This window comes from Chitinophaga sp. (genome assembly GCF_017745275.1).
In the GTDB taxonomy this organism is placed as follows: Bacteria; Bacteroidota; Bacteroidia; order Chitinophagales; family Chitinophagaceae; genus Chitinophaga.
Map to the genome: position 1 here is coordinate 14233 of NZ_JAGHZS010000005.1, position 17594 is coordinate 31826.

General features: G+C 46.6%; 13 protein-coding genes. 7 read left to right on the forward strand and 6 right to left on the reverse strand.

The genetic code is table 11. The annotated features are described in order from the left end of the window. Window positions 1-5 precede the first annotated feature (5 nt). Genes J7623_RS15135 through J7623_RS15145 form a run of 3 tightly spaced genes read right to left on the reverse strand, consistent with a single transcriptional unit; the run spans window position 6 to window position 2969 of the window. Window positions 6-1436: a glycosyltransferase gene (locus J7623_RS15135; protein WP_291921564.1), complete on the reverse strand. Its 1431-nt coding sequence runs from the start codon at window positions 1434-1436 to the stop codon at window positions 6-8. Then, entirely contained in the window at window positions 1436-2587 is a 1152-nt protein-coding gene (locus J7623_RS15140) for a HEAT repeat domain-containing protein (protein ID WP_291921567.1), read from the reverse strand. The genes J7623_RS15135 and J7623_RS15140 overlap by 1 nt, the downstream gene beginning before the upstream one ends. A gap of 7 nt (window positions 2588-2594) precedes the next feature. Next, window positions 2595-2969: a response regulator transcription factor gene (locus J7623_RS15145; protein ID WP_291921570.1), complete on the reverse strand. Its 375-nt coding sequence runs from the start codon at window positions 2967-2969 to the stop codon at window positions 2595-2597. Between the two features lie 327 nt (window positions 2970-3296). On the opposite strand from J7623_RS15145, the gene J7623_RS15150 reads away from it, so the two are divergent. The 4 genes from J7623_RS15150 to J7623_RS15165 are packed head-to-tail and all read left to right on the forward strand — an operon-like array spanning window position 3297 to window position 9212. After that, entirely contained in the window at window positions 3297-6689 is a 3393-nt protein-coding gene (locus tag J7623_RS15150) for a response regulator (RefSeq protein WP_291921573.1), read from the forward strand. Window positions 6690-6695: 6 nt separating this feature from the next. After that, window positions 6696-7517 (forward strand): protein-glutamate O-methyltransferase CheR, encoded by an 822-nt coding sequence (locus J7623_RS15155; RefSeq protein WP_291921575.1) that lies wholly within the window; start codon window positions 6696-6698, stop codon window positions 7515-7517. A 30-nt stretch (window positions 7518-7547) separates the two neighbouring features. After that, entirely contained in the window at window positions 7548-8102 is a 555-nt protein-coding gene (locus J7623_RS15160) for a chemotaxis protein CheB (RefSeq protein WP_291921577.1), read from the forward strand. A gap of 3 nt (window positions 8103-8105) precedes the next feature. After that, window positions 8106-9212, forward strand: coding sequence for a response regulator (locus J7623_RS15165; RefSeq protein ID WP_291921580.1), 1107 nt, complete (start codon window positions 8106-8108; stop codon window positions 9210-9212). Here the strand turns inward: J7623_RS15165 and J7623_RS15170 are convergent. The 3 genes from J7623_RS15170 to J7623_RS15180 form a co-directional block, all read right to left on the reverse strand. Continuing rightward, complete coding sequence (locus tag J7623_RS15170) at window positions 9209-10048, reverse strand: hypothetical protein (RefSeq protein WP_291921582.1); 840 nt, start codon at window positions 10046-10048, stop codon at window positions 9209-9211. The genes J7623_RS15165 and J7623_RS15170 overlap by 4 nt on opposite strands. 26 nt (window positions 10049-10074) lie before the next feature. Further along, entirely contained in the window at window positions 10075-10875 is an 801-nt protein-coding gene (locus J7623_RS15175; protein WP_291921585.1) for an alpha/beta hydrolase, read from the reverse strand. A gap of 160 nt (window positions 10876-11035) precedes the next feature. Next, entirely contained in the window at window positions 11036-12031 is a 996-nt protein-coding gene (locus J7623_RS15180; RefSeq protein ID WP_291921588.1) for a YncE family protein, read from the reverse strand. Window positions 12032-12164: 133 nt separating this feature from the next. Between J7623_RS15180 and J7623_RS15185 the strand changes: the two genes are divergently transcribed. From J7623_RS15185 to J7623_RS15195, 3 genes are all read left to right on the forward strand, one after another. Further along, window positions 12165-12710, forward strand: a complete 546-nt coding sequence (locus J7623_RS15185) for an RNA polymerase sigma factor (protein ID WP_291921590.1) — start codon at window positions 12165-12167, stop codon at window positions 12708-12710. 69 nt (window positions 12711-12779) lie between these two features. Then, window positions 12780-13733, forward strand: coding sequence for a FecR family protein (locus J7623_RS15190; RefSeq protein ID WP_291921594.1), 954 nt, complete (start codon window positions 12780-12782; stop codon window positions 13731-13733). Window positions 13734-14076: 343 nt separating this feature from the next. Further along, window positions 14077-17580, forward strand: a complete 3504-nt coding sequence (locus J7623_RS15195; RefSeq protein WP_291921597.1) for a SusC/RagA family TonB-linked outer membrane protein — start codon at window positions 14077-14079, stop codon at window positions 17578-17580. Window positions 17581-17594: the final 14 nt, after the last annotated feature.

The window sequence follows — 17594 nt, forward strand, 5'->3', positions numbered from 1 at the left end:
TTTCTTTATTTCTTCTTTCCAAAACCTTGCCGTTGCATATTGCCCCAGGTACTTCTCTTGCCGGTCAGGAAATTATAATAACCCCGCAGGGAATTGATCACAATCAGCGGATGGTATAATAAAAACTCCAGGAACGGCATCAGGCAAAGTGATGCTACTTCCCGCCACGATTTATAATAGCGGAAGGAAAGCTGGTCCCATAATATGGAGATGGTGGTAATCATGATAGCGTAGGTATATACAAACAGTAACAGTAACAGCGCATATGGCCAGTTGATCAGGTGGAGCGCTGCCAGTATGATATATACAATGATGCCGCTGAATTCTACCAGTGGTGCTAACAGCTCAAAAAAGAAGTTGAATGGCACCACAATAAGCCCCATCCTGCCATAGCGGGGATTGAGGAACATGCTGAAGTGGGCGGCCATGAGCTGCGCCAGTCCGCGTGACCAGCGAACACGCTGCCGGCTGAATATTTTAATGCTGGCTGGTGCTTCTGTCCAGCAAAGCGTTTTGGGAATATAGCGTACGGCGTAGTTAATATTGTTGTCGTGCGCATACCGGCACATCCTGGTGAGGAGCTCCATATCTTCCCCGAAGGAGCTGTGATCATATCCACCGCAGCGGGTAGCTACTTCCCGGTCAAATAGTCCGAGTCCGCCAGATACGTTTGGCACGCAGTTGATGTAACTCCACCCCATTTTACCCAGTACAAAAGAGCGGATATATTCTACTTCCTGGAAACGGGGCAGCAGTTGTTTCGGTGCACGCATCCGCGTCATCACGCCTTCGTCAAACTCTGAGGAATTGGCAATACGGAGTGTGGCGCCTACAGCGATTACCCGCTTTCTTTCTTCCTGCATCACGGGCCGGATCAACTCCAGCAGGGTATCTTTATGAAGAATACAATCCACATCAGTACATACAAAATAATTGAATGTAGCGATATTGATGCCGGCATTTACCGCATCTGCCTTACTTTTCCCGTTTACTTTATCAATCACCACCAGGGAAGAATAGGCGGGATCGGTAGATTTATAGATACTGCGTACCGGTTTGGTTTGGATCCTTACATTATACGCAAAGTCTACCGGTACAATTTTAAATTCTTTGATCAGTTGCTCCATAGTATCATCTGCACTGCCGTCGTTGATGATGATGATTTCATAACGCGGGTAATTCAGGGTAAGCAGGGAGCGTACGTTGGATACGATGGTCAGGCCTTCGTTATAGGCGGGAGCCAGGATGGTGATGCCTGGCGCCAGGGGGGAGCTGGATAATAGTTCCAGCTGATGGGTATTATTTCTTTTTACATATTTTCTAATGGCCAGCATGGATAAGATGGCCAGCAGGGCATAGGTAAATAATAACACCAATCCGTATACGAAAAGTGTGTTTTCATAAATTTTTCCCGCCGTTTCTAACAATCCATTCATCAGTATTTGATTAACGGGTTCATACAATGTTTGAGGATCAGCAGGCGGCCCGGATCCGCTGTGTCCAGCAGTTCCTGGAGTATTTTGTTGGCGATCGATTCATTTTTCACAATAGACTTAGCTGCACTCTTACGCAGGTCGAAGTTGGTAGAATGCAGGAATTCCTGTTTGAGAAAATCGATATGTTGTCCGCCGCCAATACGCCCGATGGCCTTCAGGATTTCGATCTGGCACTGGAGCGGCTGACTGCTGTACATATATACCAGTTTGTCTTCGATATCCGGTACCCGGAGCTTGCCCAGGCAGTTGATCGCTTCTGCACGGAGGTAGTGATCTTTCGTATCCAGCAGTTGTTTTACCGCAGGTACTGCCGGCAACTGGTTATAATGTACAATCAGTTTTAAGCAGAAAGACACTACACTTCGGTTGGAAGAGTAGGTCACCCAACGTGCAAAGTTAGGAATGGCAATATCTTCTGTAGTGGTGATGATCCGGAATAACTCCACCTGGTCCCACATCAGCAGGGGATCTGTTACCACGTCAAAAAATTTGAACGGCTCATTTTTACTGAGTTTAATATAGGCATGCCTGGCGGCGGCCCTTAACTCACGGTTATGGCTATTCGTTAATGGCAAAATGGTTACGTCGGCAATAGGAATATCCATCTCGATGAACTCTGTCAGCGCCCGGACTTTCCGTTCCCATTTCGACGATTTCATCTGCTTTACATTGTCTTTGTCCAGCTCCAGTTGCAGGTAAAGTGTCCGCAGCAGCCGGCCGGGATTGCCCCGCACATTACGGCGAAAGTGAATGATCCGGTCGGTAGTGGCTTGTCTCGCCCATTTTTTATGGAGCGGGAGTTGGTAAAAAGATTCCAGGTTCAGCTGCACCGCATCCGGCTGGGTTTGAGCCAGTGGATCCTGATTTGCCAGTACTTCTTCTACAATCAGGTTGTCTAACAACGGCAGCAATTTGCCCAGTCTTTTGGCACGCTGGTACCCACGGAAGCGGTTCCTCAGGATAGACACATAGGCAAGGAGCGTGATAACCGTTGTAATAACAATAAATATCATCGCCAGCTGTATAGCCAGTGGCGCTCCCTGGAATAGGTTCCAGGCTGGTTCCAGAAATTCAGGTACTTGTATATACAATATGCAGTTATTTATTCATCAATAATCTTTTCACCCGGATTATTAATTCGGCAGGTATAATAGGTTTTTTCAGAAAATCATCTGCGCCGAGTTTAAAGGCTTCCATAATCATATCTTCATTGCCTGCATTGGAAACAATGATCACAGGTATTGGTTTTTCCCTGTCATGACTTTTAACTTTACTGAGAATTTCAAAGCCATTGGCATATGGCATCATAATGTCCGTGATAATCAGCGCATAGTCATAACCCGTAGCTTCCAGCTTTTCAAATGCTTCCTTCCCATTGGAAACGTGATCCAGCTGATAATCGGGCGGTTGAAGAATTCTGGCAACTACTTTCGGCATGATTTCGTCATCTTCAATTAACAGTATTTTATTCATAGTAGCTGAATTTAATCCCGTAAACAATACCATTACGACATTGTTTAACAGATACGGATATATTAGAAAATTTGTTTTCAATATAGACCATGAAATCAGGAAAATGGTTTCTTAGTTATCATCATCATGCAATCTGCAATTTGCTTAATATATACTTAGAAAGCGTATGGTTAGGTTTTTCAGAGCCGGCACAAATTTTTAATTTAACGGGAATAAGCATATTTTAATGGGCCTCAAAGGTATTGAATATGAAGGCATTTCGGTACTTTTATATCTAAGATAGCAATTTTGTAAAATACAACAATTACCTTTTTGCCGCATTCAACAATGAAAATTTCACTGATTAACAGGCTGTACCTTGGATTTGCAACGGTTGTACTACTGGTATTACTGGGAGGTTTCCTAACCTGGCAAACGTTCGATACCCAAACCGCCGAAGCCGGCTGGGTACAACACACCTATCGTGTATTAAATAATTCTGAAAGGGTACAACGGTTAATATTTGATATGGAGGCTGCCAGGCGTGGTTTCCGCAGCACATTTGAAAGGAGGTACCTCCAACCCTACGAGCTGGCCTTACCTAAAGTGGCGCCGGCAGTAAATGATCTTCGCACCATGGTGGAAGACAACCCGGTGCAGGTAAAAAATGTAGATTCACTGGAAGATGAAGTCAATCACCTGTTAAGTTTTTGGAATGAACTGGATCACTTTTCGGATCAGCAACGTGTCAGTGACAACAGTGCGATTACAGAAAAAGAAACGCTGTTGATCGATAAAGTGAGAGCCAGGATCGGCGCCCTGAACGGGGAGGAACGTCGCCTGCTGGCCCGGCGGGAAAGCGTGAAAAGTGAATCTTTTACCCGGGCCGTAAAAATGCTGTTACTGAACAACGCCTTTATTCTGCTGGTAGGATTTATCCTGATGCGCGTTACCTATGTAGAGTTCAGACGACGACTTAAAGCCCAGAAGGACTTAAACCTTAAACTGGCGGAGGTTGTAGACCTCAATGAGGCGGCCAATGAGAAAAACTGGTTGCTCACCGGCGTAAATAGTATGAACGACAGCCTCCAGGGGATGGATCAGCGGGATGATCTGATGCGCCATTGCCTCGAGACCCTCACCTCCTTTGCCGGATTCGCTGCGGGTGCCTTCTACTGTTACGATGAAATGCACCATGATCTTCGTTTGACCGCTGCCGTTAGTATGCCGGCTTCCCTGCCCAAACAGGCTTCCATGGATGATGGATTCCTTGGCGCCGCCGCCGGCAGCAAAAATATCCGGGTCATCAGCGACCTGCCAGCTACTTACTGGCAACTCGGCTCCGCCAGCGGCCAGGCAACTCCCGGCGCCGTTGTGATGATTCCCCTCCGTATCAAAGAGGAACTGCTCGGCGTAGTTGAACTGGCTTCTTTTAAACCAGTCAACGCCCAGCAGCTCCGCCTGCTGGAACTACTGGAAAAAGATATATCCGTTGCCGTTAATGCCGCCAATGCCCGCGCAAAAGTATTAACATTATTGCAGCAGGTACAGGAACAACGGGAAACCCTGATCAGTCAACAGGAAGAACTGCGGCAATCCAATGAAGAACTGAGCCGGCAGTCGGAAGTACTACAGGCCTCCGAAGAAGAACTACGCGTCCAGGAAGAAGAAATGAGACAGGTAAATGTGGAGATGGTAGAGAAAAATAAGGCGCTGGAAGCCGCACGTGGCGCCCTCGCACTCAAAGCCACCGAACTGGAATCCAGCAGCCGCTACAAATCAGAGTTCCTGGCCAATATGTCACACGAACTCCGTACCCCGCTCAACAGCGTGTTGATTCTTGCCAAAATGCTGCAGGAAAATAAAAGTAAAAATCTCACCGAAAAGCAAATAGAATACGCCGGTATCATTTATAAATCGGGCTCCGATCTCCTCCAACTGATCAATGATGTACTCGACCTCTCTAAAATTGAAGCCGGTAAAGTGGAGATGAACTTCGAAGAGGTAACCGTAGCAGGCATGATGGAAGACCTGTCAGACCTCTTTGATATCGTGGCTAATGAGAAGAAGATTCAATTTATTAAAAACATCGCACCAGATGTTCCCACTACCGTTGTCACCGACAAGCTTCGCCTGCAACAAGTGATCCGTAACCTGTTATCCAACGCCTTTAAGTTTACTCCCAATGGTGGCGTGATCAGCATTTCCTGGTATATGAGCAATGCCAATACCCTCGGTATCAGCGTCACCGATACGGGTCCTGGTATCCCCGTGGATAAACAGGAACTGATCTTCCAGGCCTTCCACCAGGGCGATGGCTCTACCAACCGTAAATTTGGAGGCACCGGCCTGGGATTAAGCATCAGCCGGGAACTCATGCTGCTGCTCCATGGCGAAATACGCCTGGATAGTAGCACGCCTAACGGTAGCACCTTCTCGGTAGTGATCCCAACAAATGGTCAACCGATGGAACAACCGGCAGAACACTTCTACGAGGACGCACCGGTAATTGCCCCTGTGACTGTTACTCCCGCTCCTGTGGCCATTGACGACGACCGGAATAACTTCAGCAAGCAGGATAAACTCATTCTCATCATTGAAGATGATATCTATTTTGCCGATATCCTTCGCGACTTCGCCCGCAACAAAGGCTTTAAAACCATTGTGGCACACAACGGCCAGGATGGATTGGCATATGCCCGCAAATACCTGCCTGCAGCCATTATCCTGGATATGAACCTGCCGGTGATCGATGGTGGCAGCATCCTCAAGATCCTGAAAAGCAGCGAAGAACTCAGCAAAATACTGGTCCATGTGGTCACCGGCGCCGATATACAGGCTATCGCAGGAGATAACATCCATGGCTATACGAGAAAACCGCTGAAATTACACGACCTGGAGGAGGTTTTCATCAGCATCAGCTCACAAATACAAGCCCGGCTAAAGAAAGTGCTGCTGGTATCCGCCGGCCCGCTCAGTGCTGATTCACAACTGAAAACCAAAAGTGACGAAAGAAACCTGGAAACCCAGTATGATGTAGCGGATAGCACGCAGCCCGCGGCATCGCTCCTGGCCACTAAAAAGTATGATGCCGTTATAGTGGAAATAGGAACAGACTTAAATGCCGGCATCACTCAGCTGGAAGCGCTATCCGGTATTCCCGCTGTTGGTGATACACCGCTCATCGTGTACCTCGACCAGGATATTACCAGCCAGGAAGAACAGCAACTGAAAAAATATGCATCCGCTATTGTCCGCAACTCGTCCCATTCTACCGATCGGCTGATGGATGAATTGGAACTGTTCCTCTATAAATTACAGAAGAAAGCAAATGTGGAAACATTGCCGGAACCATCCATGGAAGGCGACCTGTCGGGCAAAAAAGTGCTGTTGGCCGATGATGACATGCGCAATGTTTTTTCTATCAGCGCCCTTATGGAGGAACATGGAATAGAAGTCCTCACGGCAGCGGATGGTCGCGAAGCTTTGGAGGTATTGGATAAACATCCCCGCCTGGACCTGGTGCTGATGGACATCATGATGCCGGAAATGGATGGCTTTGAAGCCATGAAACATATCCGCGCAGACGCCCGTTTTCAACAGTTGCCCGTTATTGCACTCACAGCCAAAGCCATGGCTGGTGACAGGCAAAAGTGTATAGAAGCAGGAGCGTCTGACTATATTGCCAAACCGATAGACAACATTAAGCTGCTATCTTTGTTAAGGGTATGGTTATCATAAATGCCTATGGTAGAAGATATCAGCAACAACGACTTTACTGAGCTGGTGAAAATTATTCAACAGCGATATGGATACGATTTCACAGATTATGCGCCTGCTTCCCTGAAGCGGCGATTTATCCGCTTTACCGGCTACGCCAAAATTAATAGCCTCTTTGAATTAAAACACCGCCTGCTAAACGAAAACGACTTTTTCCAGGAAATGGTCCAGTATATTACCGTGAATGTGACAGAAATGTTCCGGGATCCATCTTTCTATAAAGCCCTTCGTGAACAGGTATTACCAAGGCTGGCATCTTACCCGATTATAAAAATATGGCATGCCGGGTGCGCTACGGGGGAAGAAGTATATTCTATGGCCATCCTGCTGGAAGAAGCTGGTTTACTGGATCGTTGTCGTATATACGCCACCGATATGAACGCTGCCAACCTGCGGAAAGCAGAAGCCGGCGTGATTGCTTTAAAAAATATGAAAGAATATACCTATAATTATATGCAGTCGGGCGGTATTCACGACTTTTCCAATTATTATACAGTCAGGTATGATAATGCTATTATACAGCCCGCTCTGCGCCGTAACATCATTTTCTTTCAGCACAACCTGGTAACAGACCAGGTGTTCAATGAATTTCAGTTGATCTGTTGCCGCAATGTTTTCATATATTTTAACAGAACACTGCAGGACCGGGTGGTGAAATTATTCTATGATAGCTTAACTTCGTTAGGATATCTGGCACTGGGTATAAAAGAATCACTCCTGTATAATGAACAACGACATAAATTTGAAGCCGTCAGTATTGCTAATAAAATTTTCAGACGTAAAGTATAGTTATTGACACTTCCCCATAAATACCGTCTTGTGATCATCGGAGGTTCCGCAGGTAGTATGCCCGTGCTGGTAGAGTTGATGAACCAGTTGCCTTCTCCCTTTAATGTTCCTATTGTGATGGTGATTCATCGCCTGAAAAATGTGGAGAGTGAATTGGACAAGCTATTATCGGTACACCAGACGATTGTAGAGCCGGAAGATAAAGCACCCTTGCTTCCGGGCAATATCTATCTCGCCCCTCAAAATTACCACCTGCTGGTTGAAGAAGACAGCACCTTTTCCCTGGATTATTCCGAACCATTGAATTATAGCCGTCCGGCTATCGACATGAGCTTTAGCTCGGCCGCCACCGCTTTCGGCCCGGAAGTATTGGGCATTTTGCTCAGCGGTGCCAACAACGACGGCGCAGCGGGGCTTTGCCGCATCGTGAGCAAGGGTGGTACAGGAATTGTACAGGACCCGGCCACAGCCTTATTCGCCATGATGCCGCAGGCGGCACTGGATAGATGTACAGGTATAGCAGCCATGACCGTAGAACAGATCATAGCATATTTGAAAAATATAAGCATAGCAAATAAACGTTGACAAATGAAGCAGCAAAAATTAAAAACATTCACTATTCTGCTCGTAGATGATAAACCGGAAAACCTGGTTTCCCTGGAACATATGCTGGAAGGGGAGCACCGCGAAATTTTACAGGCCACTTCCGGTAATGAAGCCCTGAAAACTGTTTTGCGTCATAACGATATCGGGCTGATTCTGCTCGACGTGCAAATGCCCGATATGGATGGCTACGAGGTAGCCCGGCTGTTACAATCCAATCCCAAAACCAAGGATATCTCTATTATTTTCGTAACCGCCATTAATAAAGAAGAACAATATGTGATGCGGGGCTTTGAAGAAGGCGCAGTAGATTATCTCTCAAAACCGCTCGACATCAACGTTACACGTGCCAAGGTAAGCGTGTTTGAAAAACTATACTTTTACCAGCAGGAGCTGAAGGAAGCCATGGTGGAGAAAGAGAAAGTCAACAAACAACTCGAACGTTTTATGTATGTGGTAGCCCACGACCTGAAGTCCCCGTTATCAGGCGCTATCGGCCTGTTGGCATTGATCAATGAAGATGAACGTATTCAAAGCGCTCCTGATCTGAAAGAATATATGTCCATTGTGTTGGGCGCCACCAATCACCTGACGGAAATGATTACCTCTATGCTGGACTATACCCGTCAGAGCGAAATGGAGCAAACAATAGAAGACGTAGATGTACATAGCCTGATCACGGAGCTGTCGAGGTTATTATTTCCCCCGGCGCATATTCGTATTACTACAGAAGGTACCCTGCCGGTGTTGAGCACCAATAAGCTGAAGTTGCAACAGGTGTTCCAGAACCTCATTTCCAACGCTATTAAATATAATGACAAGAAAGAAGGCAGTATTGCTATCGGTGGTACGGATAAAGGCGAGTTTTACGAATTTTATGTGAAAGACAACGGACCTGGTGTGGCGAAACGTGATACCGACCGGATTTTCCGGTTATTCGAAAGAGTGGATAACAACGGTAAAGAAGAGGGTAGTGGTATCGGGTTAAATATCTTCAAATTGCTGGTAGAGGAACAGGGTGGTAAGGTATGGGTAGACTCCCAGCCGGGCGAAGGAAGTACTTTTTATTTCCTGTGGCGGCAGCGGTATTAAGGCTGCTCAAATATCCAGAGGCGGCCGCTGATTTGCTGCGTGGTAACGGGTAAGCAGGATACCTTTAATGTTTTATGTTCCAGTTTCCATATCCAGTTGGAAATAGAATTTTCGGGAGAAGAAAATAACTGTACCGCTTCTTTATAGATCTCGTCTATGTTCAGGGCATTATTCCGCAATTGCATCATTGCTTCGGAAAGAATAGCCGGTAACTGTTCTCCCGGCCCCGATAGCCCAAGCAGTGTGGCGCCTTCCTGGTTCACCCATCCGGAAAAACCATCATTGTTGATAAACACCAGCGCGTAAGGAATGGTGTGCAGGATGGCGGCAAAACGGATTGCGGTCCGTTGAAAATATAATTGTTGCTGGGATTGCAGCAATACTTCCTTGAGTCGTAAGCGGATGGTTTCAATACACTCCAGGAAATCCCCTTCAAATTGCTGGGGCGAGCTCCAGCCCAGTACCAACAGGCTATTGTTGGGCATGGTATTCAGGGGAATAATAATGGCAGATGAAAAGGCCTGCAATATTTCCTGTAGCACATTTTCTTTTGGCGGCGGAATTTCGCGCCAGTAAATTGTTTTAAACCCCTGTGTATATAATAGTTTCTTAATCGGCTCCGGGTTCAGTACCAGGTCGTTCAGGTGAACGGGAGAAGCACATTTTACTTTAGCGGTTTCTTCATCTTCAAATTCCAGTTGCAGGGCGATATCCGCGGCAGTCAGGTTCTTTACAAGAGAAATGCTGAAAGCCAGGAAGGAGGAAATATGTTTATCCTTATCCCAGCGACTGGTTTGATTGATAAAATTTAAGGCTTTACGCTCCCAGGTACTCACAGTAGAAAGTTGAAGAATGAAATAAATTACAGAAACGACTTCATGGCATCAATAACTTCTTCCGGCGCGGTATGCTGCGGAAAGTGGCCATGGGTTTGTACAGGCGTTCGTTTAGCGTTAGGGATACGTGCTTCCATGTATTCACTCACGATGCCTGGCACAGCAGGATCGTTGGCCGTTTGTATAATCAGGGTGGGAACTGTTATTTTAGGCAGGGCTTCACGGTGATCCAGGTAGAAGATGGCTTTGGCCACCTGTATGGCGATGTCCGGGCGTATCTCCGAAAGCGCAGCAGCGAAAGCTTCTGCCAGTTCCGGCTTGTCTTCATGACGTGTCACCAGTTTGGCAAAGCCACTGGCCCAGGCGTGATAGTTGCCTTCCATGGCTTCAAATAAGCTGGTCAGCGCCTGGTTATCGAATCCACCGATATAACCATCTTTTGCATCGTTGAGATAACGGGGACTGGAGCCCAACAGGATAAGCCGTTCTATCATGCCGGGATAAAGTAAGCTGGTCAGCACGCCCACCATCCCGCTCACGGAGTGTCCTATAAACGTAACGTTTTTGGCTTCCAATGCCTGTATAATATCTGCTACATCGGTAGCGTAGCCACTGATGGTTTCATAACGTTTAGGGCTGTACGCTTTCAGCTCTGCTTTACCGCCACCAACATTATCGAATAATATAATCTTGTAATCGTGTTCGAATGCCGGGATAATTTTTGAGAAAGTATGTTGATCCAATCCAAAACCATGAGCAAACATAAGGGTTTGAAGGGCATCCTGGTTACCAACAACATGGATGTTATTTCTCTTAATAATGTCCATAAACAACGAATATTTGAAATGATGTACTATAGCTGCTAAACAGGGTAATTTTGAGTGGGCGGACTAAACCGTGGTGTTAAGTAGGTTTAGTCCGCTTTTTGCAGGTTTTACACGGTTCAGAAAGTCACATCTTCAAATATAAGTAATTCCTACGAACCAACTACTTGCCTACTTCCAGTATCTTAAAGGTACCAGCCGCGATTTCCGCTTTGGCACTGCCTTTGGCCGGCAGGAAGTCAGCTACGGGCAGGTATACATGATGCGTTTGTGGATCTGCTACCAGTGTTCTGGCTCCTTTACGGGTAGGAGTAGGTTTTTGGGAGACATATTTATCGGCGTTTATTTCTTCTATTACAGATAAGGTGCCTTCGCCATTGGAGGCAAAGATAGTGTGGGTACCTGCATCAAATGCTACACCATCGCAGCCGTCACCAATAGGAAGGGAGGTAACCACCTTGCCATTGTCGGTGTTCAGCACTACCAGCAGTTTATTATCACAGCCGGAAAACAACCGGTGAGTAGCCACATCTATGGCCAAACCAGTAGGCGCTTCTCCTTTGCCCAGCGCCCAGTGTGGGCCGGCAGTAAAAGTGCGGGCATCTACCTTCACTACTTCACTTTTATCTTCCAGGTTTACATAAAGATTACCTTTCCCGTCGGTAACCGCTGTTTCAGGGCTACCGCCCAGTGCTACGGTGGCTACTACCTGATCGTTGGCAGGATCCACAACGGTGAGACTGGCACTATTGGCATTACAAATAATAATTTTTTGGGAGAAGGGATCAAACAGGATGGCATCTGGTTTTTCACCTGTTTTTACTTCGCCCAGTACTTTGTTGGTTTGTATATCGAATACGGTAGCGGTATTCAGCTTACCATTGGTGGTATATCCTTTTTTGAACTTTTCTGCAAAAGCTACACCATGTACACCGGTGGTATGATCGATAATCCCAACCGCCTGGCCGGTTTTTTTATCAAGGATGTTCACCACGGTACCATGCGCGGCATATAAATGCCCGGTTACCGGGTTGAGGGCAATATAATCCCACTTACCATCTCCCGGTACGGAAAAGGTCCGGGTAACATGATAAGTGCCGGATTGCGCCATGGTGGCGCTGGCAGAAAATAAAAACAGCGCGGTTAAAACTTGTTTCATGGTATGAATTGTTATCCGGCAAAACTCGTGGTTGATTCTGGAGACAACCTGTAGTGCTTTGGCTAACACTAAATACACCTTGCTTTTTTGAAACGCTTTTACATATATTTACGTTAAAACGTTTTGGGGATTGATGCACTTGCCGGATACCGCGTTGCTGGAACGTATGCAGTTACTGGATGATAAAACTGCCTTCGATGAATTGTATCACCGTTACTGGGAGAAATTATACATCGCGGCTTATGCCAGATTGCAAAATGAAGCAGACGCAAAGGACTGTTTACAGGAAGTGTTTGTAGCCCTTTGGCATAAGAGAAAGGAAATTGTGATCCGGCAACAGTTGGATGCATACCTTTTTATTTCGCTCAAATATCGTGTGCTCAATCATCTCCGCCACCGCCAGCATTACCAGAAACACCTGGATATATTTGCTGATTTTCCCACACCTGTTTTGCCTTCGGCAGATGACCACCTTTCTTTTACGGAAATTCAGGATATTATCACCAATACCATTGCCGATATGCCCGACAAAATGAAAGAAGTATATTTACTTAGCCGCCGGGATGGCCTGTCAGTACAGGAAACTGCCACGAAGTTGGGTATCTCCGGACAAACCGTAAAAAATCAGCTCACTTCTGCACTGAAAAGATTGAAAGACAGGCTACAGCGCTACAAATAATTTTTTTTTCTCCTTACATAGTACTACCGTTTTGCACGGGTGTCTTTAATACTACAAATGGTTAAAAGCGTGGATGCTCAAGATAAAATAGCAAAGATCCTCCAGCGGCTTGAAACCGGAACCTGTACTCCACAAGAACTGCAATGGCTGCAGGACTGGTATGATCACCAGCCCGAACAACCTATGCATACATTCCGGGATGAAGCCCACCGGCAGCAGCTGCAAGCTGATCTGCTTCAGCAGATCCATGCTCAGTTGGAGCCGGCAGCGGCACCCGTGGTGAAGATGCGGCAACGTTGGTGGATAGCGGCAGCAGTGATAGCAGGAATGGCGCTCACCGGTGGATGGTGGTTCGTCAATAACTGGCAACCCCGGCATCGCATGATCATTGTGCAGGTGGCTACCGGACAACAACAGGAACTGGTATTGCCCGATAGTTCCCGCGTATGGCTCAATGCCGGCGCCAGGATGGAATACCCGCAGGAGTTTGGTGCTGTTCGTACGGTGAAGCTGGACGGAGAAGGATTCTTTGACATACAACCTGATGCAAAACATCCGTTTGAAGTACATACCAATGAACTCAATGTGCAGGTACTCGGTACTTCTTTCGATGTGAAAGCTTACGGTACCCTCGATGAAACGCAGGTGACCGTGAAAACCGGTATGGTAAAGGTATCACATGCACAAAAAGGACTGGATGTACTCAGTGCAAATGATCAGCTCACCTTTAGCCGTTCGGCCCAGCAGTACATGAAATCGAAAGTCAATAACCAACAAATAAATGAATGGGCCACGGGCATGATCAGCTTGTCACAGGCCGGTTTCGCTGAGCTGGCCCTCATTTTGGAAAATCAGTATGGTGTACATATCCGGTTTAATCCGGCAGAGATGAAGCAAGACGAATATACTTTACGATGCAGCAACCAATTAACAATTACGGAGGTGCTGGATCTGATAAGCACGATACACCCTTTACAATATGATATAAAAGAAAAAGAAATTACTATACACCGTAAAAACTAATACGCATACAAGGAGGATGCAACCAAAATAAAACCGGGATGGACCAACAATACCATCCCTTGCGATAGCTATGTTCAGTATAGCTGTTAGCTATTAGCTTTTAGCTAATGCAGCGGATGTAATCAAATGCCGGTCTTTGCTGCATTTGCTAACAGCTAATGGCTAACAGCTAACAGCTAAAAAAAACCGCAGCTGTTGGAGCAGCTACGGTTTTTAGAAAGTTATACAACAGTCAGGCAGTGATTTGCAGACACGCTTGATGACTGTTATATGCATTTAGTTAACACTAAAATCAACCAAATATATGCAAAAATCGCTTACGCTAACTTTTATACCAGGTCTTATGAGATGGAGCGTAATGGTCACTGTTTTTATACTGGGAGGTTTCACCCTCCTGTATGCCAGTAAAGGATATAGCCAACTATTACGGCAGGTAAGGGTAACTGAAAAATTCGAAAACGAATCACTCGCTTCCTGCGTGAAAAAACTGGAATCAGGGTATCATCTTTCCTTCGGATATGATAACCAGGAATTGGTACGTTACCAGGTGAAAAAATTAAAATTTGTAAACGAGCCACTGGCTAATGTATTGGATGCCTTATTGGCCAATACGCCATTGAAGTATGTAGAAAGAAATGGCGTGCTGCTCATCATCAAACAAGCGCCTGCACCTGCAAAAGTCACCATGCTGGCCATCCCGCAAACAGGTCCCGGCAAAATAAAGGGAGTAGTCAGAGAAGGTCCGCAAGGAGCACCGGTACCCGGTGTTACGGTAAAAGTAACGGGCACGAAATATTATGCCGTTACCAACCCCGACGGCACTTTTGAAATCAACCTGCCAGCCGGCACATATAGCATGAGTTTTACTTCCATCGGCTATGGCGCGGTTACACTGCCTGGCGTGAAAGTATTATCCGATGCAGTTACCAGCAGGGACGTCACATTATATATACAGGCACTCCGCCTGACTGAGGCAGTAACTATTGGATACGGCGTACAGGAAAGGCGAAGCCTCCTGGGAGCTGTAGCTACTTATAAAGCCGGTGAAGAACCGGGACAATCCCCGCTCACCATCGACCAGGCCATGGTCGGAAAACTGCCTGGCGTATTCATTGCACCCTCCAGCGGTGTGCCGGGAGCCGCTTCCAATATTACCATACGAGGTATCAGTACGCTCAACAGCAGTGGCAACTCCCCATTGATTGTGGTAGATGGCGTGCCTATTTATGGCATTGACCCCAACCTCAATACGGTCGACTATAACAAAGGCAGCTCCCCGGAATTTGCTTTCGGCGGCAACCAGGTGGTCAATGAATACCGGCAACCTACTACCTTTGAAAAGAATCCACTCGCTACCCTCAACCCGGATGATATTGAATCAGTAGAAGTACTCAAAGATGCTTATTCTACTGCCATCTACGGCTCCCGTGGCTCCGCCGGCGTAATCCTTATTACTACCAAAAAGGGAGCGAAAGGAAAAATGCGTGTAGACGTTCAGGTGAGTTCCTCTCTCAGCAAGCCACGGCAACTGCCTGCTGTCATGACCGGTAAGCAATTCGGAGATTTTTATACAGAATTATTCCGGCAAAAAGATTCTATTGGTAAAGCTACCAGCGGTAACTGGTATACGCCGTTAAATTATAAATTCCCGACCAACGTCAACACCAACTGGCTCGATGAGGTAGTGCGCAATGCCTGGGGTACTAATGCAGTGGTGTCCATGAGCGGAGGTACAGATAAAACCAACTACTATGTGAGCCTGGGCTATAATAAAGACCAGTCATATATCATCAATAATGAACTTACCCGCTACCAGGGTCGGGTGAACTTCGATAACCAGATGAGCAAATCACTGAAAGTAGGTGTGAGTATGACGTTGAATCAAACGCTGAACAACGCCCTCAGTGCGCAAAATGTGTATCGCAACGCTATTCAGAAAGCGCCGAATATCAGTGTATTCGATAGCACCGGCACCAAATACAACTGGTTATACGGCAACAACCCAACCGGACCGGAAAATGTATCCAACCCGGTGGGAGAGGCGCGCACCGGTAAAAATTATAACACCGACAACCTGGTGCTGGGTAATGTTTTTGCCGATCTGAAAATATTACCCTGGCTCACCGCGCATTCAGATGTAGGAATCGACTGGATCAGCTCCCGCGCCTATGATCGCATCATAGACCGTCCGCAGAATATCGGGGGCTCCGCTACCGAAACACAACAACAACTTCGCAAATGGGTGATCAATAACCGCATTGATATCAATAAAATAGTGGGTGATGGTCATGCCATCAGCGCCATGCTGGGACAAAGCTTTGAGAAGTCAGTAGAGAATACCAACAGCGTAAATGGACGTGGATTTATGAACGATGATATGCTCAGCATTGCCACTGCCACAGATAAAAGAGTATCCAATTCGCTGGAACAGCAATGGGCACAGGTATCCTTCCTGAGTCGCATTAACTACGAATACAAACATAAATATCTTGTTGGGACTACTTACCGCCTCGATGGCTCTTCCCGTTTTTCTGCTAACCACCGCTACGTTGGGTTCCCTTCTTTCGCGTTGGGATGGGCATTGAGTGAAGAGAATTTTCTGAAAGGGTCAAAAGTTATCGAGCAGCTGAAACTGCGTGCCAGCGTAGGGTTTACAGGTAACGACGGTGGCAATGGATACTATGGAAACCAGGGGCAATATGCCATTGGCGTTTATGGTGCTACTTACGGTAACGTGCCTACGATTGATAATAAGCAGCCTGCTAATCCTAACCTTCAATGGGAACGTACCACTACCTGGAACATCGGTGCCGACTATAGCCTATGGCAGGGCCGTGTCAGCGGTGCTATCGACTATTATCGCCGCCAAACAGCTAATGCTATCCTGCAGTCTGCACTGCCTTATTTTATGGGTTTTGATATGCAGCAGCAAAACCGCGCAGACCTGACCAATAAAGGTATTGAGTTCAGCGTCAACAGTCAGAATGTGAATACAAAAAATTTCCGCTGGAATACCAGCTTTAATATATCCGGCAACCGTAATACGGTTACACGCCTGCATCAGATTGATGAAGAGCAGCTGGCAGCAGAAAATGAAATTACCGGCGCCCGTTTCTGGCGTGTGGGACACTCTGCTACGGCCTTCTACCTGTATGACTGGGTAGGTGTGAATCCCGCTAATGGTCAACCACAATGGTCGGATGGCACCGGTAAAGTATCCGAAGTGCCTATACAAAAGCAATATCCCGATAAGCCTTATGTAAACCGGAAGTACATGGGAGATGCGATGCCTGTGGTGTTTGGCGGATTGGGTAATACATTTGGTTGGAAAGGCTGGGAAATGAATTGCTTTTTCTCATTCTCCGCAGGTAATAAAATATACAACGGTGCCAAAGCGGCTATGTATAGCTATCTCGGCAGCTCTTTCTTTGCCAATAGCACGTATAACCTGTCTGCGGAATTGCTGAATTACTGGAAAGCACCTGGTCAGCAAACCAATGTCCCGGCATTGATCAATGCATCCAATTACTCGCAGGTTGGTTTCGGCACCTCGTACGACTATACGCTGGACCGCCAGAATTCCCGCTTCCTGGAAGACGCATCCTTTGTGAAGTTGCGCAGCCTGTTGTTGGGATACAGCTTCAATGGCCGGCAGTTGAAAGGTACACGGGTATTTACCGCATTGAAATTATATGCAGAAGTAAACAACCTCTTTATCCTGACCAAATATTCCGGACTGGATCCAGAGGTGAGCGCTTATGGTTCTTCTGCCCTGAATATGGGATTTGATGAACTTACTATGCCTTCTCCCCGTACATGGAGGCTCGGCATAAAGGCTTCTTTTTAACATTATAAACTGAG